The following is a 25,650-nucleotide window of genomic DNA, read 5'->3' as shown; positions in this document are numbered from 1 at the left end:
GGTTTTAAAACTTCGTTTGCGTTTCCAGATAAGCTACCATTTTGGCTAATGCTCGTGATCGGTGGCTCATTCCATTTTTTTCCTCAATACTCATTTCGGCAAACGTTCGATCATAGCCGTCCGGCTGAAAAACCGGGTCGTAACCAAAGCCACCCGTACCACGAGGTTCGGTTAGAATCTGGCCTTCAATAACCCCTTCGAATTGGTACTCTACACCATGTAGAACGAGCGTGAAGACCGTCACAAACTGCGCTTTCCGATTGTCAGTATCACCTAGTTTCTCCAACAGTTTCTCAATGTTTTTCTGTGCGTCCCGGCTACCCGAGTAATGTGCTGAATCGACACCCGGCTCTCCATTAAGCGCGGCAACTTCCAGGCCTGAATCATCGGCGAAGCAGGAAATACCAAAATGCGTCCAGACGTAATCGGCTTTCTGACGTGAGTTTCCCGGAATGGTACCCGTAGTTTCCGGCAATTCATCGGTACAGCCAATATCGCGTAGGGTTTTAAGCACAAACGAGTTGCCGAGTTGGCCGGAAACTTCGTCGAGTTTGTGTTGATTGTTTGTGGCAAAACAGAGTTCCATCATGAACAAAAAAAGCCGTTTACAGCAATAACTGCAAACGGCTTTCTAAAAAAGTTAATGGACTACCGACTCTGCTGTGGCATTTGTGGCATTCCTGGTTGAGGAGCCTGACCTTTCTGAATGTCGATTAGTTCGATATCAAACAACAGGACCGAATTGGCCGGAATTGCCTGGTTTCCACGTGGGCCGTAAGCCAGTGTTGATGGAATGATCAGCGTCGCTTTTTCGCCTTTATGCAATTTGCTAACACCTTCTTCCCAACCTGGAATCACCATACCAACGCCTAATTGGAATTGAGCTGGTTTGCCGCCCGCCTGTGGGTTTGTACGCGAACTGTCGAAGACTTTACCGTCCAGCAGTTTACCGGTGTAGTGAACCTGAACGACCTCACCTTTCTGGGGTGTTGGGCCACTACCGGGTTGCGTTACCACATAATAAACACCCGATTCCGTTTTCTGGGCTTTACCTGTCATACCGTTCTTAGCAAGGTAGTTTTCGATAACTTTTGCATCGATACCTTTTTGCTTTTCCATGTCGGCAGCCTGAGTCTTCTTATATTCGTCCTCTGTCTGCACATTCACCACTTTCACGGCGATACCGATGTCGGTACCTTTCTGAACACCTGGAGGCAGCGGTTGCATAGCCCGTGTAAACAACGAATCGGCACTCACGTAGAACGTAGCGCTATCACCTTTACCCAACATGGTCAGGCCTTCTTCATAAGAGCCTTTGAAAGGCGGAACCTGCAATAACATCTGAAACGGAGCACCTTCTTTGTGCGTGTCGCGCAGAACCGAGTCCTTGTTGTTCATCAGCGTAAGGTGCAGTGTTAAAATATCACCGACTTTCCCTTTACGCGTTCCTTCCGATTGTTCGTGAATTGTGTACTTCAGGCCGTTTTCCGTCACCTGTTGGCGGTTTTTACCGCAGGCTGCTACCACAGCAACAAGTAGGGCGGCTTTCCCGAAATTTTTAAGAGACATGAGAGATTACTTGGTTTATACTAATTTTTAAACAGTTTCCAGCAGTTGCTGCTGGTATAGAGGCACTACAGACAAAAGCTTCTTTTCCGTTTCGGCCAGCGATAATTTCGAGCGTCCACCAGCGGCATTCCGATGGCCTCCTCCGTCGAAATGAGCACTAGCCAGATTCCGTACCGAAAAATCACCAACTGACCGGAACGACATGCGGATTTCATCGTTTCGATCAATTAAAATCGCGGCCATGACAACCCCTTCAACAGCCAGCGCATAATTGACCATACCTTCCGTATCGCCGGTTTTAGACCGATAGCGCTTCAACTCGGCATCGGTCAGGGTAATATACGCGAACTTGTATTCGGGGAGTACCTTCAATTTTTCGTTCAGTACGTAGCCCAACAACCGGAATTTGTCGAGCGTTACATTATCGAATATCCGCCGGTGAATGCTGCTCACATCAATATGAAGATCCAGCAATTGAGCAGCCATACGATGCACATCGCCTGTTGTATTCGAGTGGCGGAACGAACCCGTATCCGTCATCAGGCCTGAGTACAGGCATTCGGCAATCGGGATATCAATCAGGCCTTTATCGCCTAGCTCTACGATAAGTCGGAAAATCAACTGGGTTGTCGATGCAGCCGTTGGGTCCCAAAGCGCCAAATTGGCGAATGCCTCGGGTTCGAGATGATGATCGATCAGCACCTTTTGAGCGCGCGACTGTCGGACCATAGGCCCGAGATCGCGGATTCGGTCGAGGTTCGAAAAATCGAGGCAGAAAATAATATCTGCTTCTTCCAGTAACTGACTCACCGATACTCTCACTTTTTCCTCAAACGCAATTACGCTATCGTTACCCGACATCCAGTGAAGGTTTTGCGGATAGTCAGTCGGAGTTACAACCGTAACCCGATGGCCTTTTTTGCGGAGATAACCGGCCAGCCCCAGCGATGACCCCATCGCATCGGCATCGGGATTCTGGTGGGTGGTAATCAGCACGGTTTGCGGGTGTCCGATAAGCGCGCCAATTGCTTCAATGTCTTGCATACATAAACAGCCGAAGCCGTAATCGAAACCCAAAAGTACGAATAATACTAATTGGGATGGACGATTTACGTTCTATAGAAAAATTGTAACACAGAGATTCACAGAGAGTAAACGAGATACAGAGAGAATTTGGTAGTTATTTCTCTGTGTATCTCGTTTACTCTCTGTGAATCTCTGTGGCAAAAACCAATGAGCGCTAGCGAATTGAATGGCATTTAAGTCGAAAGTCTGTACCTTCGCGCCAAATAAAATTTGGATACAAAGAATTAGAATGGCAACGAACCGAACATTCACAATGATTAAGCCCGATGCCGTGGAGGCTGGGCACACAGGTGCAATTATCAAGATGATTGAAGAAGCGGGTTTCCGGATCGTAGCCATCCGTAAAACGCAACTAACCGGCGAGCGGGCTGGCCAATTCTACGCCGTTCACCGCGAACGCCCTTTCTACAACGATCTGCGGACCTATATGTCATCGGGCACTATTGTTCCCATGATTCTCGAAAAGGAAAACGCCGTCGCTGATTTTCGTAAACTAATTGGCGCTACAAACCCAGCCCAGGCAGAGGAAGGAACGATTCGGAAACTATATGCCAAGTCGATCGAAGCTAACGCTATTCACGGGTCGGATTCGGACGAAAACGCTGAAATCGAAGGTAGTTTCTTCTTTGCGGGTACGGAGCAGTATTAGTATTTAGGTAGTAGGAGCGAGGAGTTAGGTGTGAGAATCCATCCGGCAGCAATTAGTTTGCGTCAGCCATTCTCACTCCTAACTCCTCGCTCCTATTACTTTTTCATAATATTTACAAAACTCTCGCAACGCACACTCCTCGCATTTAGGAGCACGGGCAAGGCATATGTAACGGCCATGCAAAATGAGCCAATGATGTGCTTTGGGAACGTATTGCTTTGGGATATGAGCCATCAGGGCTTTTTCGACTGCTAATGGAGTGGTGGCCGTAAGTGGTGCCAAACCAATTCGGTGCGAAACACGAAATACGTGCGTGTCGACTGCCATTGTTGGTTCATTATACACGACCGACAAAATCACATGGGCTGTTTTTCGGCCCACACCAGGTAACGTCTGTAATTCTTCGACTGTTGCCGGAATTTCCCCTTCGAACTTTTCCATTAACGTCCTGGCCATTCCCACTAAGTGCTTTGCCTTATTATTGGGGTAGGAGACACTACGGATATAAGTGAACACCTCATCGGCCGAGGCTGCCGCCAATGATTCTGCTTCTGGAAATCGGGCGAATAAAGCTGGCGAAATCTGATTGATCCGTTTGTCGGTACACTGCGCCGATAAAATTACGGCAACCAGTAATTCATAGGGATTACTAAAATTCAGTTCCGTTTTGGGTTCAGGGTAATGCTCGGTGAAGTACTCGATAAAACGCCGGAACCGTTCTTTTTTTTGCATAGCAGGAAGTAGCGTGGCTGAGAAATCGCGTAGCTGAGGGCTTATCTTGTAGAAAATTTCGACAAAATAGCTTCCACTACGCGGCTTTCCAACCGCGCTACAGAAATAGCAATACCCATCTGTTCGTTACGAACTTCGTAAACGAGCAGGTGGGTTTGCTGGATGGTGTTTGGAGTAATTCAGAATAGTCTGAACCGTGGTTTTTCGTGGCTGGCGTTCTATCTTATTCATCAACGCCCTGAGTTCCAGGGCTTCGAGGAAGAACGTCATCAGATCCGGCTCCGACATTAGGGCATCTTCAATGAGCAGATTCTCCTCTGGCGAGGTCTCCTCATAGACATACCGGATTACATCATCTTGGGTAAATGTTTTTATCATAACTCGGCGAACGTTTGCTCAGTTGTTTGCGCAGATTAATCAGCGCATAACGCATACGTCCCAAAGCCGTGTTTATACTGACGCCGGTTGCATCGGCAATCTCTTGGAAACTCATTTCCTCGTAGTGCCGCATAATAAGTACCTGACGCTGCTGTTCCGGCAACCGCTGAATCAACTCACGTAGGTGCTCGTGTGTTTCTTGTCGAATCTGGAGTGATTCTACTGAATCCTCCGCAAACTCAAGTGTATTGAACACACTGCTTCCGTCCTCAAACACCACACTGGGGTAGCGTTTATCCTTTCGGAAATAGTCAATGGCCAAGTTGTGAGCGATTCGAATAATCCAGGGTAGAAATTTTCCCTCCTCGTTGTATCTACCCGACTTAAGCGTATCCACGGCCTTGATGAACGTGTCCTGCATTAAATCTTCTGCTACGTACTGATCTTTAACAATCAGATAAATAGTTGTGTAAATCTTCGATTTGTGCCGTTGCACTAATTTGGCAAAGGCTTTTTCATTACCACGGATGTACAGGGAAATCAACTCACTGTCGTTTACCTGGGCTTTTTCCATTTTCAGTAAGACAATTAGGTAACGTAGAGTTGTGTGTCGATAGTGTATGGGGAGGTTATGTTTTTTAGAATCTTAATGTAATCCAGCCTTGAAGATACTAAATTATTCTGTTTAAATCCAAATATACAGTGCAAAAAATCTGCCAAACGGTAGTTTTTTCCTTAAAAACTTCTATTTACCACAAGAAATAATACTGTAGTGAGGATGATAACCTAAATATAGCTTATTCGTGGAAATAATTGTACTTACGTTTGAATTCAGAATATAGATTCATTTGAGAGGCTATCCGTTTAAACGGGAGATTAACATTTTTTAATAAATGATCGTAAAGGTAGCCTTAGTCCCCAGACAAGCAATTGCTGAGTTCATTTTTATTCAGATTGTTCAACTCCACTCGATTGCGCTAGTAGACGCAGAAAATAAGCCTTTGATTCTCCCAATGCCTTGATTTACTGTGCTAAATCAGTATTTTCGTGCTTTCTGTCGGCTATATTGTACGTTGGTAATACTCTATGAAATCAGTTTGGCTTGGAATGGCAATGCTCGGCTGGTGTGCCACCTGCTTTGCCCAATCATGTCCTAAACTGCCGGAACTGAATTTCGATCGGCGGAGTGATATCGCCTATATGGATAGTTTGCTGTCGCTTGGCCGGGCACACCGACAATTTACTGCCCGTTTGCCTCGTGGACAAAGTAACGATACCCTGCGGCTGGAAGGCTTACGGTTTATGGCGCTTGTTTTTAAGCAAATGCGCGGGCAGCAACGCGATAGTAGTTTTCTGTACGCGAAACAGCTGGAAGAACAAGCCCTGATCTATCATAATGATCTCTACGCTGTCCGAGCCTTGATGTTAGAGGAATATTATATCAGGATCGTTAAGGGAGATTATCCACATGCACTCCAGATTAATCAGCGAGCTTCTGAACTATGTGTGAAATTGCCCCGTGAAAGCTCCCCCCGCTGGCAGGTGCAGATGAATATGGGTGACATTTATATGTTGCTGAAGGAGTACGACAATGCTCTGGCGGGTTATCAGCTTTCGTTGACTTTACTGAGTTTTAATAAATCACTAACGCCCAAAAACCGAAAGCTTCTGACCAGTCAGGCAATCAGCCAGATTGGCGAAGTTTACGAACTAAAAGGGCTGTATGAGCAGGCGCGCCGACAATATGAAGCGAGCCGCCAAATTGCTCTAGATACCCATTCACAGATCAATGTAGCCTATGCTGATGAACGGCTAGGGGATTTTTTCCTTAGTCGGCAACAGCCCGAACAAGCCATTGACGTTTTTGAGGAAGGGCTGGCAGTTTGGACTCAATTAAAGGACCCTCCAGGTCAAGCCGCCGTGTGGGCGCGACTATCGGAATGTTACACCCAGATCAATCAGCCTAAACTGGCTATCGAGTTTGGCGAAAAAGCGGTGGCTGTTGCTCGGGAAGCCGGTTATAATCGAATTCGGCAGATGGCTACCCAATCGTTGTACCGAGCCTACCGTCTGGCGAATCAACCCGAGCAGGCATTGGCTATGTATGAGGAGTACAGTATACTTCGCGATAGCCTGACCAACCTCAAGCGCGTAGAGGAGCTATCGGCCGTGCAGAAAAAATACGATATCAATCAGGTTAGGGTTGCTGCCGAAAAAGAGCGATTTATTCAGCAGCAGCAACTGATCAATGTGCGTCGGCAAGCTGAACTGGATCGACTGCGATCGGAAGCGGAACGCGATCAACTCGCCAGCGAAACCCGGATGAATCATTTGAAGCAGTCAATTGAAACTGAGCGGCTACGGGCCGAATCGCAGAAAACCCGATTGGAGCAGCGGGCACATATTGACCAACTGAGCCACGATATTGAACAGGCTAGTCTGTTGCGGATTGTGTTGGTTGGAGGGCTGGCCATGCTGTTTGGTTTTGCAGCCGTTTATTACCGTAAAAATCGGCTGATCAACCGTCAGAAACTGGAAATTGAAGCCCTCAATCATGATCTGGAAGATAAAGTACTCGCCCGAACGATTGAATTGAAACTCGCCAACGACCAACTACGGGCTAAAAACCGCGAAATAGAAGAAGCCTTATTGCGTGGTCAAACCCTCGAACGGAAGCGGATGGCGGCCGATTTACACGATAGCCTTGGTGGCTTACTGGCGGCCATTAAAACAAGCTTGTCAGCCCTTAATCCTGCAAAGATGGCTGATCGAGAACAACAGATTTATCATAATCTGTTGAATATGAGTAAGGAAGCGTTTGCCGAAATACGGTACTTGTCCCACAATCTGCAACCCGACGAACTGGAGAAACAAGGCTTATCGGAAGCTCTTACGCGACTGGTTCACAAGCTTAACCTTAGCCAGAAAATTGTGTTCAGCTTAGAAAACGCTGAATTGCCTCGCCTAGATAAAACCGCCGAGTTTAACTTATATTCGATTTGCATTGAACTGTGCAGCAATATTCTTCGGCACTCCGAAGCAACAGAAGCCCAAATATTGTTCCGTCGGTTCAATAATGAGCTGAATATGATAGTTAAAGACAATGGTTGTGGCTTGAATCCAAATGATGCAACCGGGATGGGCTTGCACAATATTCAGGCCCGTATGGACCTGATTCAGGGACGGTATGAGATTCATTCCGGCCCTAACGAAGGAACGACCTTCATTTTCATTCTCCCTGTGTTATCGAATCTGGAAAAAGCCTGATTAGCGTAAATTTGGATTTTCGAGGCCACTCGTGCGGTTGATTCTGGAGATGCTAATTTGATGATTATTCCACTCGCCCTTCTACTAAAAATTCGTTCTTGTCGAAATAGGGGAGTTTCTGAAAGCCCGTCAGTTTGTAGTGTTGCACACGCCATTGACCACCCGTTGGCCCACTTTCGAGCAGCAAATTGCGTACTGACGAGTAGAGCGGATTATTGGTTTGCAAAACGGCTTCTATTCGGCGCGGCTGATGTGTGACTGAATCAATCTGCACTTTGAGCGACCGAACCGTTAACCGCTCCTCCGAATTTTTTAGCGTATACTGAAAGGTCATCGAATCAGGCCGGGCAATCTGGTAGCTGCTTCGGAGGGCAGGTTTGTTAATATCGGCCTGCGTAAACAACTCCAGTTCATGGCTCCAATTGATATCCCGAATCGCCTGCTGGTTACGGGTTTCGTTAATACCAACAACTTTTTTAACTAACGGTTTCTGGGTCGAGAGATCAGTAATCTGTTGTTTGACAAAACCAAGAACGTCGTAATACACAGTTGGCTGGGTTTGCTGAGTAGAATCGGTGCAGCTACTGATTACCAGCGTAAGTAGGAAGAGAAGGGGATAAACGAAGCGCATAAATCACAATAAAACGACTCCAGATAAGCGAGCCTTACGGAATCACCAACACGAATTTTTACAAATCGGTTTGGGTAATCAAATTCTGAACCAAATTTGCAGTCGGAATGCTATCTAAATAAATAGTTTGATGTCCGAAGTTTGAGGTTCTAGGTTGATTCATACTCGAATGTATACGCCTAACTTTAAACCTCAAACTTCGGACCTCAAACCTGTACTAACTGACACTATGGAATACGATGTGATTATGATTGGTTCGGGGCCAGGCGGCTACACAGGTGCCATTCGCTGTGCTCAACTCGGACTAAAAACGGCCATTATTGAAAAGTACCCATCGCTGGGGGGCACTTGCCTCAACGTTGGTTGCATTCCGTCGAAGGCGCTACTCGACTCGTCGGAGCATTATTACAATGCAGCCCATACCTTCGCCGAGCACGGAATCAAACTGGCTGATTTGCAGGTTGATCTGGCGCAAATGATTAAACGCAAGCAGGAAGTTGTTGATGTGACAACGAAAGGCATCAATTTCCTGATGAAGAAAAATAAAATCGACGAAATACACGGCGTCGGTTCGTTTGTGGACCCCCACACCATTAAAATAACGAAAGCCGACGGTTCTGAGCAGACGATTACCGGCAAGAACATCATTATTGCCACGGGTTCGAAACCATCGTCATTTCCGTCGATGCCCATCGATAAGCAGCGTGTCATTACCTCAACCGAAGCCCTGAAACTAGCGGAAGTTCCGAAACACCTGATCGTGATTGGAGCCGGTGTCATTGGAGCCGAATTAGGGTCAGTGTATGCCCGGCTTGGCGCAAAGGTTTCGTTTGTGGAGTTTGCTGATTCGATGATTCCGACAATGGATAAAACGATGGGTAAAGAACTTCAAAAAGCCATCAAAAAGCTTGGTGCCGATTTCTATTTCTCCCATAAAGTCACGAAGGTAGAAAACACGGGCAATGAAGTTGTGGTTAGCGCCGATACCCCAAAGGGAGAGCAAATCACACTCACCGGCGATTACTGCCTGGTTTCAGTAGGTCGTCGTCCTTACACCGACGGACTGAATCTTGAAGCCGCTGGTGTGAAAGCCGACAATCGGGGTAGAATTGAGGTGGATGAACATTTGCGCACGAATGTGCCGCACATTTACGCCCTTGGCGATGTGATTCGTGGCGCTATGCTGGCCCATAAAGCCGAAGAAGAAGGTACCTTCATTGCCGAAACCATTGTGGGGCAAAAACCACACATTCATTATCGGCTGATTCCGGGCGTAGTCTATACCTGGCCAGAAGTTGCCTCAGTAGGTTACACCGAAGAGGAAGTAAAGCAGGAAGGTATCCCTTACAAGGTCGGTTCCTTCCCGTTTAAGGCACTCGGTCGGGCACGGGCGAGCATGGATGTAGACGGACTCGTAAAAGTGTTAGCGCACAAGGAAACCGATGAAATTCTGGGCGTTCATATGATTGGTGCGCGTGCTGCCGATATGATTGCCGAAGCTGTCGTAGCAATGGAGTTTCGGGCATCGGCCGAGGATGTATCGCGCATGTCGCATGCCCACCCGACCTACACAGAAGCCTTCAAGGAGGCCTGTCTGGATGCTACTGATAAGCGGGCAATTAATATGTAATTTCCCTCACTCACAATCCCTCACCCGAATCAGGCGAGGGGAGACGACAAGCCCGGTTGCTGGAAAGCAGCCGGGCTTATGTTTAACAAAAACGTTATAATTGATTAGTAACTTGTAATCGTTTGTGTATGCCTGTCATATCCATGTTTTATGGGATTATTATCCGAATGTTTTATTTTGACAATAAAGAACACCATTTGCCTCATATCCATGTAGAATACTCCGGCCAAAAGGCGGTCGTTTCTATTCCTGAAGGCACTTTACTTACGGGGAATTTTCCGACTGGGAAATTGAAGCTAGTCCAAGCCTGGGTGGAGATACATGAAGATGAACTAATGGCTAATTGGCAGCTTGCAACGGAAGGTAGTACTGTTTTTAAAATCGACGCGTTAAAATAGAATACCATGCGGTTCCTGACTAGTATAACACCTCTTGATGGTTATCGATTGGCCTGTACGTTTGACAATGGCATTGAAAAAATTGCGGATATCACTCAATATATGCAAGCCGAAGCGTTTAAGCCCTTGCATAATCCCAATGTATTCAACAACGTGCAGAATCGACAGTATTACGTAGAATGGCTTGACGGTGAAGTGGACTTGACTGCCGACACGCTATGGCATATAGGGATAGCTTTGCAGCGTGTTTGACAAGGACCACGAAAAGCCCGGTTGCTGGAAAGCAGCCGGGCTTTTCTGTATATTGCCTTCTTAACCAATACAACCTCTACAATGAAAAAAATAATTACACTTCTCTTTACATTGATCGTCGGGTATACGCAGGCACAAACTACCGATTCCGTCGCTATCCGAAAGATTTACAATGAAGCACTCTCGAACGGGAAATCCTATGAATGGCTACGGCACCTCACGAAGCAGATTGGGCCGCGCCTGAGTGGCTCTACGGGCGCACAAAAGGCGGTTGACTGGACAAAGCAGGTGATGGAGAAAGAGGGCTTTGATCGAGTGTTTTTGCAAGAGGTGATGGTACCCCATTGGGTGCGGGGAGCCAAAGAAGTAGCTTATATTCAGAATGGCAAGCAGAAAACGACCGTGCCTATTGCCGCTTTGGGCGGATCGGTAGCAACAGGCCCAAAAGGGGTAGAGGCTAATGTGATTGAGGTGACAAGCTTTCCTGAATTGCGGGCATTAGGTGCTGATAAAGTGAAAGGGAAGATTGTATTTTACAATCGCCCGATGGACCCGACAAAAATCAATACGTTCGAGGCTTATGGCGGAGCGGTTGATCAACGCGCTAATGGAGCCACCGAAGCTGCCAAGCTCGGTGCCGTTGGGGCAATTGTCCGCTCAATGAATCCCCGTCATGACGATTACCCGCACGTAGGCGGCATGCGGTACGGTACGGGAGTTCCCCTGATTCCGACGGCAGCTATCAGTACAAATGGGGCCGATTTATTAAGCAAGTCGTTAAAAGAGAATCCGAACCTGACGTTTTACTTCAAACAAAGCTGCGAGACCTTACCCGATGCCAAGTCGTACAACGTAGTTGGTGAGATTAAAGGAAGCGAGAAGCCTGACGAAATCATTGTGGTTGGTGGACACCTGGATTCCTGGGATTTGGCCGAAGGCGCACAGGATGATGGCGCTGGCTGCATGCAGTCAATTGAAGTACTTCGGCTGTTTAAAGCCTTAGGCATTAAGCCGAAACGGACGCTACGGGCAGTTATGTTTATGAATGAAGAAAACGGCTTGCGTGGAGGAGTGCAATACGCTGATCTGGCCAAAAAGAATAACGAGAAGCATATGGCCGCCGTCGAGTCCGATGCGGGAGGCTTTACGCCACGTGGTTTCGGTATTGTTGGAACACCCGAACAACGCGCTAAAGTAATGCCCTGGAAACCGCTACTGGCTCCCTATGGCCTGCTGGAAATTGGTGCGGGTGGGGGCGGAGCCGATATTGGCCCTCTGGCTCAATCAGGCACGGTACTGTTTGGCTTTAAACCTGATTCGCAACGGTATTTCGATTACCACCATACGGCCGTGGATAATTTTGAAGTCGTTAGCCAGCGAGAGCTTGAGCTAGGTGCGGCTTCAATGGCGGCTCTGATCTATTTGCTGGATCAATATGGATTATAATTGGTAATCATTTATTGTCAAGAGTGGTCAGGTATAGTAGGTCAATACCTGACCACTCTTGACTACAAATGACGCTTATTTTAAAACTCAGAGGTTTTTATCGAGTTCTTTCCTGACCTCATCGAACGCGCCCGGCAAGGGCGCGTTTCGTTTTACGATCTTTCCCGTTCGGTTGATAATGGCCGCCGACATATCATCATCAGCACGAAGTCGTTGAACGGCATCAAGAAGTTGGGTATTGGTTAAGAGTAAATGGTCGCCGGAAAGGTTATAGCGTGTGGCTATCTCAGGCCAAAGTGATTTGTCGGTATCGGGTACGGGTAAATAGATCAGCGCAAAATCGCGGGAGCTGTAGGTGTTTCGCAGGCGTTGGGCATCCAGGGCAGCCTGCCGCCCGGCTTCATCGGAGGGAGAAACCATAAGTAAATAAATCACTTTCCCCCGGTTGGCATTAACAACCTGATCGAGGAGGGATGAACCATTACCCATGTCATTGCGGGTCATAAATATACCCGGCGAAATTTCCAGACTATTAGCCGACAGGCCCGCTTTACGCAAGGTTTGTATGGCTGCCCGAATGCGGGTACTATCTTTTACTTCGAGCCGATAAAGCTCATCAAGCGATTGTGCCAGTGTAACATTTTTTACCTGTGGGCGAGCGTAATCATACAGTAACTGGGCAAAATTAAGCGTGAGACCAGGTAATGAATTAGCCAGCCAATAGGCCGCCAGATAATCGACAGCTGTGCTATCGAACTGGCGTATACTCCGTTGAATCATCAACTCATAATTGACCAGCCGTTGGAGCGTATCGGGACTGCGTTTTACCAGCCCATCGAAAAATTTCAAATCAGACGCACGGGCTGAATTTGTGGTGGCATAATCACTAAGCCGGATACGTTCTTCGGCTGTTAAGTTTTTGCCATATCGTTCCAGCAAAAGTGCCAAAGCCCGTACGGTTAGCCCGTTTGTGCGGTTCACTTCTGTGGTAACCCGTTGCGTTGCGTAATTGGCAAACCGGTTCATGGCCGAGGCTCGTGCTGCCGTTAGCAACTGGTCATTAGGAGGGCGCAACGAATCGTTCAATAATTTAGTGAGTTCATCATTTTCATACGCGGCTTTATCATAAATGAAGGCCGCTGCATTATACCGATCTGCATAACCAACCCACCGTTTTAGAAGTGGATAGGGTTTTTCCTGAGCCGAGAACGCCCTGAATGGGGCCTGATAAGCCGTGGATACCAACCGGTAGGCCGCATCATCGCTGGCATTGGTAACCTGAGTTGTTATTTTTTTGCCATCGGGTTTATTCGGATAAGTTGCCTCAAATGCCTTGTACCGGGCAAATTGCTGATTTACCTGGGCATTAACACCTCCAAACCGGAAGGGTACGGCAACGCTAAATAAGGAATCGGCATCCAAGTCAATCGTGAGCGTACCGGCAGATGCCAGAAAAGCGGTTGAGATACGGCCATAATTGAAATACATTTCTTCCTGTGGGAAAATCAGCGGTAGCGACACCCGAAATGTACCATCTACATTCAGTGGTGCCGGACGGACTAATTCACGGCTGGCCTGTAGAATATTATTGCGACTGATAAGTACCGTTGGAGACTCCCGATATAATCGGGCCGATAAATGGCGAATTCGCCCCGTTACAACAACCGAATCCGTCTGGGCGGAACATACTGATGGCAACAGGCTATAGGCTGCGAGTAGCAGGCCTAACAAGTATTGGGCAGGATTTTTCATTGGTTCAGGAGAACAGATACAGCAATAACAAACGAAAACCGGAAACAGTCAACTTCATCGTAAAAAAGCCTGCTGCTTACTTCGTTTTTATGCCGTGGTATTGCTCCTGTTCCTGATAGTCGGTACGGAGCGGATAGCCAACCCAATCTGTTGGCAAGAGTATTCGACGGAGATCGGGGTGATTTTCGAATTGAATCCCCAGCAGGTCAAAGGTTTCCCGTTCGTGCCAGTCGGCGGTTCGCCAGATGTGTGATACAGTTGGCACTAGTGGTAAGCCGGTGCTATTCGTAGTACGCGGTATGACTACCTTCAGCATCAGATCGTGTTCGTACGGGATAGAGGTAAGGTTGTAGATAACCTCCATTGTGTTGGCGTCAGGACCGTTGTCGATACCCGTAACACAGGCGAGCAAGTCGAAAAATAGCCGGTCATCGTCGCGGAGAAATTGGCAAATGGTTACTAGCTGACTGGCTGGAACAGTAAGGTAGGGTTGTAGATTTTGGGTATTTGCCTGTATATCAGAGCCGAATTGAGTGCTGAGGAGATCAATGATTTCGGGGAAGGTCACGCATTAATTAGGTTTGATTGATAAAATTATTTCCGCTGAATGAAATACGCAATCAAGCAAAATCAGATTAAATCATTGACACTTTGTGTGACCCCGATGGGGTCAAATGTTTATAGCAACTATGGTCTTTCTAGAAACATCTGGCCCCATCGGGGTCACACAGGACATAGTTCATTTTGAATTTTCTTGACTGCTTAATGTCTCCGTTCACACGATAATCTTCGGTTACACTTGTGTAAATCGTTCTCGGATTTTGCTGGTGAGGACGGTGGGGTCTATACCTTTGCCTATAGGGAAAGCATCAACCAACGCTGATACGTGTATCAGTTGATCCAACGTCTTTTCGTTTAAAAAATCATAATCAGGTTGCTCTGCCAACAATTGATTGGCTACATATAGAAAGAAAATAAGCCTGGTTTCGTCCTCAGTTTCATCTACTAAATGATGAATCCGACTTTTCATTTCCTGAATGCTCATTATCGAAGTCGCTTATTTACCGAAATATACAAAAAAGATGCGCAATCTTACGCCAGCCAGGCCAGCCACTGCATCCAGTTTTCGATCCAGAACAAAAACTTAGTAGCAAATTTAGCGGCCGGAGCCGACGATGGCTCCAGGGTTAAACTGTTATTGTTGAGGTTGGTATCCATATAAATCTTCTGTTTGGGATCAACATTCGCCCAAACCGCTTTGGCGTTCTCACTAACCGTAAACTGGTGCTGACGACCTTTACCATCCCAGAACAACATCACTTCATGGCCATTGTCGAAATGCACTAAAATATCAACTGGCATCGCGGCATCGCCATTGTTTTGTACGGTTACAATAGACTGCTGCCGACCATCCTGTTTTCTATTTCTAATCGATAACAGTTCGTAATCCACTACATTATCGCCATACAGTACCTGCTTGAAAAACCAGTCCATATTTGGGCCGTATTTAGTACCAAGCCGCTTCGGAACAAGTTCATTTACAATGTCGATGAAGTTCTGGCCGTCGGGGTGCTTGAACTTCCAGCGAATGAAGTACGTCTGCATGATTTCGTCCATTACCGGTCGGCCAACCAAACCTTCCAGGGTGCGCATCCAGGTTGCCGTTTTAGAATAAGTCAACACACCGTATTGACCGTCGGGCAACTGCCATGTATTGCCAAACGAAGACCCAAGGGCTGGGTTATCCTGATGCACATAGCTATCCCGAGAACTTTCCAGGTCTCCCCATCTAAACCCAAATAAGTCGATTTGAGACGAACGAGCGCCGTAGGTGGCGTCCATGATCCGGCCTTCGTAGTATTGATTGAAGCCTTCGTCGAGCCAGGCTTCCTCAAACTCATTCGTAGCCAGCAACTGCATAAAATACTGGTGCCCAAATTCATGAATCGTCACCTCTTCTGGAAAACGCGCCCCGGCGGGCAAAAACGAAGCCGTTCCGGCTGTAATAAAGGTTGGGTATTCCATGCCAAATGAACCGCTGGCGTGTAGCGGAGGATCGACAATGGTTAGGTTCGGAAAGGGGTATTTGCCGAGGTGCTTATCGAAATAGGTTAACGCGGCTTTTGCGGCATCCAGATGGCGTTGCGCCTGATGTACATGTTCGGGTTGCATGACCAACTCTATGGCAACTTCGCCACCCGAAGGGCGTTTCCATTTATCGTTGATAACCTTGAAATGGGGCGAAGCCGTCCAGGCAAAATCGACTACATCTTCGGCATGATAGAGGATCGTTTTTGTGCCGTTGCTATGCAGTTTTTCGGACTGGTAAAGGCCAACCGCGCTCACCCAATAGTCTTTTGGCGTGGTGATGTTGACATCATAAACACCATAATCGGCATAGAACTCAGAATGGGCATGAAACTGATGGCAGTTCCAGCGGCCTGTTGCGCCTGGGCCAGCAGGTTGATAGCGGGTTCCGGCGGGTTCATACACGCCAATTTTGGGAAACCACTGGCCTACCAGAAAAAAGTCCCGACTAAACCCTGTGCGGGCAAAAATCTTAGGCAGCTTAGCCCGAAAGGCGATGTCGAGCACAATCGTCTCGCCCGGTCCAACGGGTTTGCTTAACGGAACCCGAATCACCGTGTGATCGTCACGATTTGCGTCGTCGGGCTGAAAAAATTGATAGGCTAAAGACTCCCCTCCGCGAACCTTCATGGAAACGACGTCGATAGAACCATAAGGATTTTCTTTCGCATTTCGGTCAATCTGGTCGCCCCGCAATTGCCCGCCCGATTCCCGCATAAACGTCGATTGCTCGTTGCGGAAGGCGTTCAGGTACAGGTGAAACTGTAACTCCCGGATTACATCGTTGGACGAATTTTTCCAGGTAAGCGTTTCCCGCCCATCGAGTTTTTTCGTGACTGGATCGAGTTTTACATCGATCTGATAATTCGCCAGACGGGGGCTTAACGGCGTAGAGAAAATCGGTTTTTGACCATAACCGATCAAGGCAAGGCAAACCCCTCCGATACTAAGCAAGTAGCTAACTCTCATACGTGGCAAAAGCTAAAGGTATTTATACAAAAGTAGTTGGATTGTTGTGATAAAGGCTATGTTGGCGGGCGGCTTTTCGGAAGCTACAAGTCGAATTAATACTTGGAAAACCCTACTGACATAGGGCTGTCACTGGGGTCATTTACCTTTGTTTCAACAATAAACCAACGACGATTCTATGGAACTGATTCCGATGTTTTTGACCGAAATGGAGCAGGAAGCAAAGACAACCCGCAAAATGCTTGAGCGTATTCCCGATGATAAGTACGACTGGAAACCTCACGAAAAAAGCATGACGGTCAGACAATTGGCTGCCCATATTGCCAACCTGCCTACCTGGGTAACCATGGCCTTAACAACAGATGGGCTGGATTTTGCCGCGAATCCCTACAAGGAAGACGTGATTAATACTACCGCCGAACTAATGAACTATATGGAAACGTGTTTGGCAGATGGTAAATCGCAATTAGTGCCCGAAAATGAAGCCATTCTGAACGAACCCTGGACCTTGCGAAATGGAGAGGAAGTCTATTTCGTTTCACCCCGGCATGAGGTTGTACGAACGGCGTTTTGCCAGATCGTTCACCACCGCGCCCAGCTAGGGGTATTTCTTCGGTTACTGGACATACCCATTCCCGGAAGCTACGGGCCCAGTGCCGATGAGCAGTAAGCTTACAAGTATAAGGGAGCGGGGGCAGTTTTAGGTAACTGTCCCCGTTTTTGTTGCACTATTCCACCTGTTTCTAATGGGATTTGATTTTGGTTGGGAAAACAGCCATATTCATAGCTGACTTGTTTCTTATCCCTCTTCAAATCAATGCATCAACGACTCTACGCGCTCCTTATTTGCCTGATCATTTCCTGTTGTACGTATGCTCAACCCTACGACCTTGTCATTAAAAACGGCCGGGTAGTAGACGGAACAGGCAACCCCTGGATGTATGCCGATGTTGCCGTTCAAAACGGGCGTATCGTTAAGGTTGGGGCGATACCAACCGCCGATGGCAAACGAACCATCGACGCAACTGGGTTAATTGTAGCGCCTGGTTTTATTGATGTACATGCGCATGTAGAGAATAGCCTGGAAGCTCAGCCCGGCGCCCCAAACTTCATTTACGATGGTGTTACCACGGTGATAACCGGCAACTGCGGTGGGTCAAGCGCCAACCTGCGGACCTACTTTGATACACTACGAATGACAAAAACATCGATTAACGTGGGCTCGTTGATCGGCCATAATTCGGTACGTATGAAAGTCATGAAAATGGCGTTTCGGGAACCCACCGCTCGTGAGCAGGCCGACATGGAAAGCCTCGTTGAACAGGCGATGAAAGACGGTGCTGTGGGCATATCGACGGGTTTAATTTATACACCCGGCACCTACGCCCGAACGCCCGAAGTGGTCAATCTGGCCAAAGTGGCCTCTCGCTATGGTGGCTTGTATGCGTCGCACATTCGGAACGAAGGGCAGAATGTGAAGCAGGCCGTTCAGGAAGCGATTCTGATTAGCCGTGAGGCTCATATTCCGGTCGAGATCTCGCATTTTAAAGTAGCCAGTAAGCCGCTTTGGGGAAAAAGTACCGAAACGGTTGAACTGGTTGAGTCGGCCCGACGCGAGGGCTTAGACGTCACCGTCGATCAATATCCGTACACGGCATCCAGCACATCGTTAGAGAGTATTGTACCGTCGTGGGCCTTGGCCGATGGCGATTCGGCCGTACTGGTTCGGTTCCGAGACCCAGCCACTCGCGCTAAAATCCGCACCGAAATGCTGGATGGATTGGCGAAAAACCTACGCAAAAACTACGAATATGCCGTTGTTTCCAGCTACAAACCCGATACAACTTTTAATGGCATGAGCATTAATGCCATCAACCAAAAGTTAGGCCGTAAGAACACACCCGATACGGAAGCTGACCTGATTATGGATCTGATGGAAAAAGCGAATCTGAAGCGAATCCAGATGGTGTATCATACCATGTCGGAAACGGACGTCGAGAATATTCTTCGATACCCCAACACGATGATTGCCTCCGATGCGGGTGTCGCTAAGCTTGGCTCAGGCATGCCGCATCCCCGCGCCTACGGTACCAATGCCCGTGTGTTAGGTCGTTACGTTCGTGAACGACACATTATTCCGCTGGAAGAAGCCATTCGCCGGATGACGTCCCTGCCTGCTCAGCGTTTCCGTCTTACTGATCGCGGATTACTCCGTCCCGGTTATGCCGCCGATATTGTGTTGTTCGACGAGAAAACCGTTGCCGACAAAGCCACCTATGAGCAACCGCATGCCTACACAACGGGCATTTCCTGGGTCATTGTGAATGGAACCCCCGTTGTTGAAAACAGCAGGCACAACGGTCAGCGGCCAGGGCAGTTGCTCATGGGGCCGGGCTACGTGAAGTGATATAGGATGTCTGTCTGTCAAGAAAATACATCCTATATCCTACATATCTAATGTCCTCCCATACCTGCCGTAATCTTCACCTCTTTCCCTGTTTTCTTCTGCATCCGGCTAAATACTGTAATGAGCACTAGTAGAAGGCCAATGGGTATAAGCGAGAAGTAAAATGCTGTTTGGCCATCAAAAGCGTCGAAAACGTGGCCAGTAATGATTGAACCAGTGGTGCCACCCAAGGCTGAGAAAATAACGATCAGTCCTGCCATTGGGCCGTGTTGCCGTAATGGTAGGCTACTCAGAATAGCGGAGTTAATGGCCGGATAGATCGGGGCAATGAAGAGGCCAATCATCGGGAAAATGAAAGCGGCTATGGGCGCATTACCCCAGCCGGTTACCGCATCACCAGTTACCCCACTAGCTAACGGTAAGGCCAGCAATACGAGTCCAGCCGATGCAACAAGGCAAATCATCAGGAGCCAGTACCACGAAATTTTGCCTAATAATACACCTGCCAGAAACCGCCCTGCCGCTGTAGAAGCCGCCAGAATACTGGCCATCTGAATGCTAAGAGATGATGGTAAATGCAACACTTTGTAGTTAAATGTTGGTAACCAGCTCATAATGCCTTGTTCCATAAGGACATATACAAAGGCGGTTATAATAAATACCAGCACCACAGGTGTAATTGCCAAACGGATCATCTCTACGAGATCTCTGAGAGGGTTTGTGGGAGTTTCCTGTTTAACGCTCGATTCATCTATTGGTGTAATGAGTAGCAATAAAAACGCGGCTAAAGCAATACCCGCCAGAATATAATAAACACGCAGCCAGGCAGTGGATTGTGGATTGGTATCATCTACAAAGGCGCTGAATAAAAAATTACCTGACAACACACCAATCATAAAAAACGACTCCAGAAAATTCATGAAGCTGGCGTGCTCATTCGAATTATTCGTAATCAGTCCGATTGTCGCAAAAACGGAGACTTTAATCAAAGCGAAACCTGCACCCGTAGCGGCAAACAGCAGTTTGGTTGTCCAGAAAGCGGGCACTTGTGGCATTAATAAGCAGGCCAGAATAACCAGACCGAGCGCTGCTAACATGGCTCGTTTGTAGCCAATCCGGATAATGTAAGAGGCCACAATAAATGAGACAATCGCAATGGTCAAATCCTTGAACGCTTCGAGAACACTGGCTGCCGAAGCCAATACGCTATAGTTGTTTTGAACTTGCAAAATCACGGTGCCAACACTATTCAGCAAGATGGCAAATACGAAATAGTTGAGAAGTAATGAGAGTTTAATACGCCAGTGAGCCATGCAGATACGGTGGTTATAGGTTTAGGAAGATAAACATACGGCTTTCCCGTTATTATTTTTTCCAGTTCTATTGTGGCTTTTTGCATTTTTGCTCGCCCAACAGGTACATCCAAGGACAAAGTGGGCTTTTTCTAGTTAAATCATCCGAACCTTTCATTTTCTATTTTGGCAACTTCATCTTTCCCCAAATCGCCTGATCAACTCTTCGGTAGTCTGTTTCAGGATGTGCAGCTAGGTCACGTTTTCGCGGATTCAAAAACTTTTGTTGACTGCGTGCCCAAACTCGCTCCAGCCGACCTCGTTGCGTTTTACGAAGCCGAGAAAACCAAACCGGGTTTCGACCTTTCTGTATTTGTACATACCTATTTTGTCGTTCCGGAAAAAGTTGCCAATGATTATGTTAGTGACACATCAATTAGTACCGCCGAGCATATAAACCGGTTGTGGGACCGGCTCACCCGCCAGGCTGATCCGCCTGTTGAAGGCAGTTCACGCGTACCCTTGCCGCATCCGTACGTGGTGCCGGGGGGACGATTTCGCGAGATTTTTTATTGGGACAGTTATTTTACCATGCTGGGTCTGAACGAATCGGGACGAATCGATTTGATCCGGGATATGCTCGATAATTTCGCCTATCTGATTGATCAGCTCGGCTTTATTCCCAATGGAAACCGGACTTATTTCCTGAGTCGATCACAACCGCCGTATTTTGCCTTGATGGTGAATCTGCTAGCCGAACTAGAAGGAAAAGATGCGTTAGTAAAGTACCAGCCACAACTCCTCAACGAATATGATTTCTGGATGAACGGTCGCCATGAATTGACGGCCGAGCGGCCTATTCAAAAACGCGTTGTCAGGCTGGGCGACAAACTAATCGTGAACCGGTATTGGGATGATACGCCCACCCCTCGTCCCGAAGCATATCGGCAGGAAATCGAATTAACCGAAGAAGCAGCACCGCTGGGTGTTGTACCCGAAGAGCTGTACACGCATATACGGGCAGCCTGCGAATCGGGCTGGGATTTTAGTAGCCGCTGGTTTAACGATCAGCAGTCAATGACCACCATAAAGGCCACTAATATTGTACCCGTAGATTTAAATTGTCTGCTTTATCGGTTGGAGACAACCTTGCATGACGCTGCTCTTCAGACCGGGGAGCATAAGCTGGCCTACGATGAGTATGACTGGCTGATTAAAGACCGCGAAAAAGCCATTCAGCAGCTATTCTGGAATGAAGAAACGGGTTTCTTTCATGACTATGACGCTGTTGCCAACCAACAAACCGAAGCCTTAACACTGGCAGGAGTATTCCCTTTATTTTTTAAACTGGCTACGCCTGAGCAGGCTGCCCGCGTTCACGATCGGCTCAAAGCCGATTTTTTGCAAGCGGGTGGTTGGGTAACAACGCTCAACCAAACAGGCCAGCAATGGGACTGGCCGAATGGCTGGGCACCTTTGCAGTGGATTGTATACAAGGCGCTACTCAATTACGGCTTTACCGAAACAGCTAACGAAGGCCGCGATCGATGGCTGGCATTGAACGACAAAGTGTTTCGGGCAACGGGCAAAATGATGGAAAAATATAACGTCGTTGATGCCGCCATAACCACGGGCGGGGGTGAATACCCGAACCAGGATGGTTTTGGCTGGACAAATGGCGTTTATCTGGCCATGAGGGCGAATCGGTAAGGGTAATCTGCTTAGAATCAGGATATTTTCCTGATTGCTAATTTGTGGCACTGTATTTGTTTGGGAACCGTAAAACAACTTACCCAACAAATTTAGTAGGCTATGAAAAAGCTCTTCGTAACTGTACTGGCGGCTGGTATGACTACCGTTGCCTTTTGCCAGAAGACGTTTATTTTATCGCATCAGGATAAAAAAGGTTTTTTTGCTGTATCGGCGGGGGCTAGTTTGCCCGTTGGTCGTTTCGCGAGTTGCTCGTCATCCGATGATCAGGCCTGTATGGCTGGTAATGGACTTGCCTTTAATGTATCGGCGGGTTACCGGGTTGCCGGGCCTGTAGGCTTAATGATTCGTGGAGAACAACATCGGAACTCGGTTAACACAGGTGCAATGCTCGATGCGCTTTACCGAAACGATTCGGATGTCTGGACCGCTAAAGCTGATAATTGGTCGATCATGACCGTAATGGCGGGCCCCTATGTCTCTATTCCGCTAAGTGGTCGGTTTTCAGTAGATGGGCGCCTGCTTGCCGGTCGGGCACTGGCTGTTTTGCCGAATACATCTATGTCGGGTACATTCGGGCGTACCGAAATGTCGGTGAAAACAACAGGTTCTCAGAGTAGCGCTATGGCGTTTGGTGGTGGATTGTCGCTACGCTATCGGTTGGGTAGGAGTACCGCCTTTAACATGAATGCCGATTATAGCCGCGCTGATTTTACGTTCACGAACCTGACATCGACAGCACAAAGTAACAATAGTGTATCGAAAAGCTCAAGCTACAGTAGTGATCGAACTGTTGGCGTTGTCAGCGTATCGGCTGGTGTTGTTGTGTTATTCGGAACGAAATATCGTCCGTTCTAACAACCGCTTGCTACCCTCAGTCAACAGTTCATCCGTATTTGGTTGTACACCTGCGTTTGGTAGCGTAGTTTAGTGGCTGATTCTTAACTAGCTCAGTCCATGACACCCACTCGCCGACATGCCGTTCTTCGGCGTGTAAAAGATATTACCCTCAGTACTACCCTTAGTTTGGCACTGCTTGGGGGTACCGTTCTTCTTCAAAGTTGCGGTAATAACAACTCCGAAGAAGAACGTACCGAAACCCGTTTCGGAAAAGGGGTACGAACCTATATCACCGAAACCGCGCCCGGTAACTTTAAAATTACCGATGAAGTGCAGGCTGAGCCGGGTCAGGCAGGAGCCATTGTGAATTATCATGATGGTCACCGCGATACGCTAAGTGTTGAAGCCGCTAAACGACTCGTTGAAACCGATCAGTCAACCAATACCTATCTCCATAATCCGGGAGCCTATCACCATCATAACGGGTTAGCGAATGTCCTGTTGTGGGGGAGTCTAGGCTATATGCTAGGGCGCTCTACAGGACCTCAATACCGAGATGACGCCCGTCGCTATGGCTCCGGTGTCTATGCTAACTCCGATTTATATAATCGCTCTACGCGCGTTGGCGAAAACGTTCGTACCTCCCGTGTTACTCGTACTGTTCGACCATCGGGCGGGCGTAGTGGATTTTTCGGAGGCCGTAGCCGCAGTTTCTCTTCATAAGTTGGATAAATTAAAGATAGTGAGGCAACTAATTGCCCAGTTTCTGCCGTTACCTGATTAGTATATGTCAAAAAATTGACTGGTATAGTCAGGAATTGCCAGACTGTTGTCTGTAAATTCCTGACTATATCAATTCGTTTTTGATCTAAGTAGGATTGGTCTGGATACTATGAATCGGAAAATAAATCAGGAGCGGCTACGGCAGGAATCATTTGATGTGTGTATCATTGGCGCGGGGGCCAGTGGTGCCGGTGCAGCTTTAGATGCGGCCCTGAGAGGGTACCGGGTTGCGCTGATTGACCGGGGCGACTTTGCCAGCGAGACGTCTTCCCGTTCTACCAAACTGATTCATGGGGGCGTTCGCTATTTAGAACAGGCGATCAAAAAGCTTGATTTAGCGCAACTTCGTCAGGTGAGTCATGGTCTGGCCGAACGCCGGACGGTTATTCGAAATGCTCCACATTTAGCGCACCCACTCGCTATTCTTACACCGGTATTCAGTTGGTTCGAAGGCCTTTATATGACTATCGGCCTGACTCTTTACGATTTGATTGCTGGTCATGACTCCCTCCCAAAAGGAAGCTGGCTCAATCGGGCAGAGGCACTAGCCAAAAGCCCGATGTTGACGGGTCAGATGCACAGCGCGGTTTTGTATTATGATGGTCAGTTTAATGATGCCCGCTATGCGCTCGCACTGGCACACTCAGCCAGCGAAGCTGGAGCGGCTGTAGTTAATTACACTGCCGTAACTGGTTTTACGCAGGAGAGTGGACGGCTTAAAACAGCTATTGTTCAGGATCAACTTACGAGCGAAACAAGTGAAATCCGGGCCAGGATCTTTCTGAATTGCACGGGACCTTATGCAGACAGTGTCCGGCTACTAGCGAATTCTGCTGCCGAGGAACGTATACGTCCTAGTAAAGGCGTCCACATTGTTTTACCGCGCGAAACGCTGGCCAGCGATTACGCCATTCTGATTCCGAAAACAGCTGATGGCCGAGTTGTGTTTGCCATTCCGTTTGGCGACAAGGTGTTTGTTGGTACAACCGATAACGATTACGAAAATCTGAATCAGGAACCTATATTGGAACCCGATGAGGTCGATTATTTGCTCGAAACAGTAAAACCTTATCTAGCTAACGCTCCGCATCGTTCCGATATACAAGCTGGCTTTGGCGGTATTCGTCCACTGATTGTGAGTAGCCGGGCTGATACCAAAACTCTGCTTCGCGATCATGAAGTGGAATACGATCCGGAATCCGGTTTATTGAGCTTACTGGGCGGTAAGTGGACAACCTACCGGGTAATGGCCCAGGATGCCATTGATCGTGTTGCCGAATTACTGAGCAAGCCCGTTCGGAGTAGTACCGAAACTCATTACTTAGTTGGGGGCGAAAATTACCGTTTCGAGGATTGGCAACTAGTACAAACCAACTATGGGCTTCCGGCCGATGTTTGTAAGCATCTGATGCGAACCTATGGAACTCGTGCTCAAAATGTAGCCAAGCTAGCAGAACAATACCCTCAATTGGCCTCTAAATTAACCGACAGTCAACCTTTTCTAAAGGCTGAAATCGTGTACCAGGTTCGTGAAGAAATGGCGGTTACCGTTCGAGATGTACTGGCTCGTCGGTGGCGGCTGGAGCTTTCAAACTGGCAGCTAACGGCTGAGCTTGCTCCGAAGGTTGCCGAGTTGATGGCTACTGAACTGGGTTGGAGTGAGGCGCATCAGGCAGAGCAAATTCGATCGTATCAACAGTTATTGGAGACGTTCGTAAAACAGGCCGGACTGTCGTTTGAACAGTCCGTTATGGCCCCTATCTAGCTTTTC

Annotated in this window: 24 protein-coding genes; 12 read left to right on the top strand and 12 right to left on the bottom strand. The window is 47.8% G+C overall.

Annotated features, from left to right (window positions below; translation table 11 throughout):
- Positions 1-4: 4 nt before the first annotated feature.
- The 3 genes from rdgB to EXU85_RS31955 all read right to left on the bottom strand — a co-directional run bounded on the left by rdgB (position 5) and on the right by EXU85_RS31955 (position 2,613).
- Positions 5-586 carry an RdgB/HAM1 family non-canonical purine NTP pyrophosphatase gene (gene rdgB, locus EXU85_RS31965; protein WP_142776909.1) on the bottom strand — a complete coding sequence of 194 codons (582 nt, stop codon included), beginning with the start codon at positions 584-586 and terminating at the stop codon, positions 5-7.
- Positions 587-648: 62 nt separating this feature from the next.
- Complete coding sequence (locus EXU85_RS31960) at positions 649-1,569, bottom strand: FKBP-type peptidyl-prolyl cis-trans isomerase (protein ID WP_142775966.1); 921 nt, start codon at positions 1,567-1,569, stop codon at positions 649-651.
- 27 nt (positions 1,570-1,596) lie between these two features.
- Complete coding sequence (locus EXU85_RS31955; protein WP_210422420.1) at positions 1,597-2,613, bottom strand: bifunctional oligoribonuclease/PAP phosphatase NrnA; 1,017 nt, start codon at positions 2,611-2,613, stop codon at positions 1,597-1,599.
- 271 nt (positions 2,614-2,884) lie between these two features.
- Here EXU85_RS31955 and EXU85_RS31950 point away from each other — a divergent pair, with 271 nt between their 5' ends.
- The gene (locus EXU85_RS31950; protein WP_142775964.1) at positions 2,885-3,304 is read left to right on the top strand and encodes a nucleoside-diphosphate kinase; all 420 of its coding nucleotides are present in this window, start codon (positions 2,885-2,887) and stop codon (positions 3,302-3,304) included.
- Positions 3,305-3,382: 78 nt separating this feature from the next.
- On the opposite strand, the gene nth is transcribed toward EXU85_RS31950, so the two are convergent.
- The 3 genes from nth to EXU85_RS31935 all read right to left on the bottom strand — a co-directional run bounded on the left by nth (position 3,383) and on the right by EXU85_RS31935 (position 4,988).
- Complete coding sequence (gene nth / locus EXU85_RS31945; protein WP_142775963.1) at positions 3,383-4,036, bottom strand: endonuclease III; 654 nt, start codon at positions 4,034-4,036, stop codon at positions 3,383-3,385.
- 126 nt (positions 4,037-4,162) lie between these two features.
- Positions 4,163-4,414 carry a hypothetical protein gene (locus EXU85_RS31940; protein WP_142775962.1) on the bottom strand — a complete coding sequence of 84 codons (252 nt, stop codon included), beginning with the start codon at positions 4,412-4,414 and terminating at the stop codon, positions 4,163-4,165.
- Entirely contained in the window at positions 4,389-4,988 is a 600-nt protein-coding gene (locus EXU85_RS31935) for an RNA polymerase sigma factor (protein WP_018617705.1), read from the bottom strand. The genes EXU85_RS31940 and EXU85_RS31935 overlap by 26 nt, the downstream gene beginning before the upstream one ends.
- 512 nt (positions 4,989-5,500) lie before the next feature.
- On the opposite strand from EXU85_RS31935, the gene EXU85_RS31930 reads away from it, so the two are divergent.
- Positions 5,501-7,681, top strand: a complete 2,181-nt coding sequence (locus tag EXU85_RS31930; protein ID WP_168207903.1) for a tetratricopeptide repeat protein — start codon at positions 5,501-5,503, stop codon at positions 7,679-7,681.
- A gap of 64 nt (positions 7,682-7,745) precedes the next feature.
- Here the strand turns inward: EXU85_RS31930 and EXU85_RS31925 are convergent, their stop codons facing one another.
- Positions 7,746-8,312 carry a hypothetical protein gene (locus EXU85_RS31925; protein WP_142775961.1) on the bottom strand — a complete coding sequence of 189 codons (567 nt, stop codon included), beginning with the start codon at positions 8,310-8,312 and terminating at the stop codon, positions 7,746-7,748.
- A gap of 229 nt (positions 8,313-8,541) precedes the next feature.
- On the opposite strand from EXU85_RS31925, the gene lpdA reads away from it, so the two are divergent.
- From lpdA to EXU85_RS31905, 4 genes are all read left to right on the top strand, one after another.
- Positions 8,542-9,942 carry a dihydrolipoyl dehydrogenase gene (gene lpdA, locus EXU85_RS31920; RefSeq protein WP_142775960.1) on the top strand — a complete coding sequence of 467 codons (1,401 nt, stop codon included), beginning with the start codon at positions 8,542-8,544 and terminating at the stop codon, positions 9,940-9,942.
- Positions 9,943-10,070: 128 nt separating this feature from the next.
- Entirely contained in the window at positions 10,071-10,340 is a 270-nt protein-coding gene (locus tag EXU85_RS31915; RefSeq protein WP_142775959.1) for a DUF4160 domain-containing protein, read from the top strand.
- Positions 10,341-10,346: 6 nt separating this feature from the next.
- The gene (locus tag EXU85_RS31910; RefSeq protein WP_142775958.1) at positions 10,347-10,592 is read left to right on the top strand and encodes a DUF2442 domain-containing protein; all 246 of its coding nucleotides are present in this window, start codon (positions 10,347-10,349) and stop codon (positions 10,590-10,592) included.
- A gap of 81 nt (positions 10,593-10,673) precedes the next feature.
- Positions 10,674-12,038, top strand: coding sequence for a M28 family peptidase (locus tag EXU85_RS31905; protein WP_142775957.1), 1,365 nt, complete (start codon positions 10,674-10,676; stop codon positions 12,036-12,038).
- A gap of 87 nt (positions 12,039-12,125) precedes the next feature.
- Here the strand turns inward: EXU85_RS31905 and EXU85_RS31900 are convergent, their stop codons facing one another.
- The 4 genes from EXU85_RS31900 to EXU85_RS31885 form a co-directional block, all read right to left on the bottom strand.
- On the bottom strand, positions 12,126-13,790 hold the full coding sequence (locus EXU85_RS31900) for a hypothetical protein (protein WP_142775956.1): 1,665 nt from the start codon (positions 13,788-13,790) through the stop codon (positions 12,126-12,128).
- A 76-nt stretch (positions 13,791-13,866) separates the two neighbouring features.
- Positions 13,867-14,358 carry an NADH-quinone oxidoreductase subunit C gene (locus tag EXU85_RS31895; RefSeq protein ID WP_142775955.1) on the bottom strand — a complete coding sequence of 164 codons (492 nt, stop codon included), beginning with the start codon at positions 14,356-14,358 and terminating at the stop codon, positions 13,867-13,869.
- A gap of 225 nt (positions 14,359-14,583) precedes the next feature.
- Positions 14,584-14,835, bottom strand: coding sequence for a hypothetical protein (locus EXU85_RS31890; RefSeq protein ID WP_142775954.1), 252 nt, complete (start codon positions 14,833-14,835; stop codon positions 14,584-14,586).
- Between the two features lie 47 nt (positions 14,836-14,882).
- Positions 14,883-16,847, bottom strand: a complete 1,965-nt coding sequence (locus tag EXU85_RS31885; RefSeq protein ID WP_142775953.1) for a M1 family metallopeptidase — start codon at positions 16,845-16,847, stop codon at positions 14,883-14,885.
- Positions 16,848-17,025: 178 nt separating this feature from the next.
- On the opposite strand from EXU85_RS31885, the gene EXU85_RS31880 reads away from it, so the two are divergent.
- Complete coding sequence (locus EXU85_RS31880) at positions 17,026-17,517, top strand: DinB family protein (RefSeq protein ID WP_142775952.1); 492 nt, start codon at positions 17,026-17,028, stop codon at positions 17,515-17,517.
- 147 nt (positions 17,518-17,664) lie between these two features.
- Entirely contained in the window at positions 17,665-19,254 is a 1,590-nt protein-coding gene (locus tag EXU85_RS31875; RefSeq protein WP_142775951.1) for an amidohydrolase family protein, read from the top strand.
- Between the two features lie 47 nt (positions 19,255-19,301).
- Here EXU85_RS31875 and EXU85_RS31870 read toward each other — a convergent pair whose 3' ends face one another.
- Entirely contained in the window at positions 19,302-20,567 is a 1,266-nt protein-coding gene (locus tag EXU85_RS31870; protein ID WP_142775950.1) for a sugar MFS transporter, read from the bottom strand.
- Between the two features lie 165 nt (positions 20,568-20,732).
- On the opposite strand from EXU85_RS31870, the gene treA reads away from it, so the two are divergent.
- The 4 genes from treA (at position 20,733) to EXU85_RS31850 (ending at position 25,644) form a co-directional block, all read left to right on the top strand.
- A complete protein-coding gene (gene treA, locus EXU85_RS31865) occupies positions 20,733-22,256 on the top strand; it encodes an alpha,alpha-trehalase TreA (protein ID WP_142775949.1) in 1,524 nt (507 codons plus the stop codon).
- A 102-nt stretch (positions 22,257-22,358) separates the two neighbouring features.
- The gene (locus EXU85_RS31860) at positions 22,359-23,114 is read left to right on the top strand and encodes an outer membrane beta-barrel protein (protein ID WP_142775948.1); all 756 of its coding nucleotides are present in this window, start codon (positions 22,359-22,361) and stop codon (positions 23,112-23,114) included.
- A 99-nt stretch (positions 23,115-23,213) separates the two neighbouring features.
- Entirely contained in the window at positions 23,214-23,819 is a 606-nt protein-coding gene (locus EXU85_RS31855; protein WP_142775947.1) for a hypothetical protein, read from the top strand.
- Between the two features lie 169 nt (positions 23,820-23,988).
- The gene (locus tag EXU85_RS31850; protein WP_142775946.1) at positions 23,989-25,644 is read left to right on the top strand and encodes a glycerol-3-phosphate dehydrogenase/oxidase; all 1,656 of its coding nucleotides are present in this window, start codon (positions 23,989-23,991) and stop codon (positions 25,642-25,644) included.
- The last annotated feature ends 6 nt before the right edge of the window (positions 25,645-25,650 follow it).

The sequence above is a fragment of the Spirosoma sp. KCTC 42546 genome (assembly GCF_006965485.1).
Lineage (GTDB): Bacteria > Bacteroidota > Bacteroidia > Cytophagales > Spirosomataceae > Spirosoma.
Note: the sequence above shows the minus strand (reverse complement) of the source record. Positions and strands in the feature narration are given on the sequence as shown.

What these genes read in the sequence shown, in the direction of transcription:
- EXU85_RS31900 (WP_142775956.1), bottom strand. Translation starts at nt 13,790, where the DNA reads ATGAAAAATCCTGCCCAATACTTGTTAGGCCTGCTACTCGCAGCCTAT.
- EXU85_RS31860 (WP_142775948.1), top strand. Translation starts at nt 22,359, where the DNA reads ATGAAAAAGCTCTTCGTAACTGTACTGGCGGCTGGTATGACTACCGTT.
- EXU85_RS31935 (WP_018617705.1), bottom strand. Translation starts at nt 4,988, where the DNA reads ATGGAAAAAGCCCAGGTAAACGACAGTGAGTTGATTTCCCTGTACATC.
- EXU85_RS31890 (WP_142775954.1), bottom strand. Translation starts at nt 14,835, where the DNA reads ATGAGCATTCAGGAAATGAAAAGTCGGATTCATCATTTAGTAGATGAA.
- rdgB (WP_142776909.1), bottom strand. Translation starts at nt 586, where the DNA reads ATGGAACTCTGTTTTGCCACAAACAATCAACACAAACTCGACGAAGTT.
- EXU85_RS31880 (WP_142775952.1), top strand. Translation starts at nt 17,026, where the DNA reads ATGGAACTGATTCCGATGTTTTTGACCGAAATGGAGCAGGAAGCAAAG.
- lpdA (WP_142775960.1), top strand. Translation starts at nt 8,542, where the DNA reads ATGGAATACGATGTGATTATGATTGGTTCGGGGCCAGGCGGCTACACA.
- EXU85_RS31950 (WP_142775964.1), top strand. Translation starts at nt 2,885, where the DNA reads ATGGCAACGAACCGAACATTCACAATGATTAAGCCCGATGCCGTGGAG.
- nth (WP_142775963.1), bottom strand. Translation starts at nt 4,036, where the DNA reads ATGCAAAAAAAAGAACGGTTCCGGCGTTTTATCGAGTACTTCACCGAG.
- EXU85_RS31905 (WP_142775957.1), top strand. Translation starts at nt 10,674, where the DNA reads ATGAAAAAAATAATTACACTTCTCTTTACATTGATCGTCGGGTATACG.
- EXU85_RS31925 (WP_142775961.1), bottom strand. Translation starts at nt 8,312, where the DNA reads ATGCGCTTCGTTTATCCCCTTCTCTTCCTACTTACGCTGGTAATCAGT.
- EXU85_RS31940 (WP_142775962.1), bottom strand. Translation starts at nt 4,414, where the DNA reads ATGATAAAAACATTTACCCAAGATGATGTAATCCGGTATGTCTATGAG.
- EXU85_RS31855 (WP_142775947.1), top strand. Translation starts at nt 23,214, where the DNA reads ATGACACCCACTCGCCGACATGCCGTTCTTCGGCGTGTAAAAGATATT.
- EXU85_RS31960 (WP_142775966.1), bottom strand. Translation starts at nt 1,569, where the DNA reads ATGTCTCTTAAAAATTTCGGGAAAGCCGCCCTACTTGTTGCTGTGGTA.
- EXU85_RS31930 (WP_168207903.1), top strand. Translation starts at nt 5,501, where the DNA reads ATGAAATCAGTTTGGCTTGGAATGGCAATGCTCGGCTGGTGTGCCACC.
- EXU85_RS31910 (WP_142775958.1), top strand. Translation starts at nt 10,347, where the DNA reads ATGCGGTTCCTGACTAGTATAACACCTCTTGATGGTTATCGATTGGCC.
- EXU85_RS31915 (WP_142775959.1), top strand. Translation starts at nt 10,071, where the DNA reads ATGCCTGTCATATCCATGTTTTATGGGATTATTATCCGAATGTTTTAT.
- EXU85_RS31875 (WP_142775951.1), top strand. Translation starts at nt 17,665, where the DNA reads ATGCATCAACGACTCTACGCGCTCCTTATTTGCCTGATCATTTCCTGT.
- EXU85_RS31850 (WP_142775946.1), top strand. Translation starts at nt 23,989, where the DNA reads ATGAATCGGAAAATAAATCAGGAGCGGCTACGGCAGGAATCATTTGAT.
- EXU85_RS31955 (WP_210422420.1), bottom strand. Translation starts at nt 2,613, where the DNA reads ATGCAAGACATTGAAGCAATTGGCGCGCTTATCGGACACCCGCAAACC.
- EXU85_RS31885 (WP_142775953.1), bottom strand. Translation starts at nt 16,847, where the DNA reads ATGAGAGTTAGCTACTTGCTTAGTATCGGAGGGGTTTGCCTTGCCTTG.
- EXU85_RS31870 (WP_142775950.1), bottom strand. Translation starts at nt 20,567, where the DNA reads ATGGCTCACTGGCGTATTAAACTCTCATTACTTCTCAACTATTTCGTA.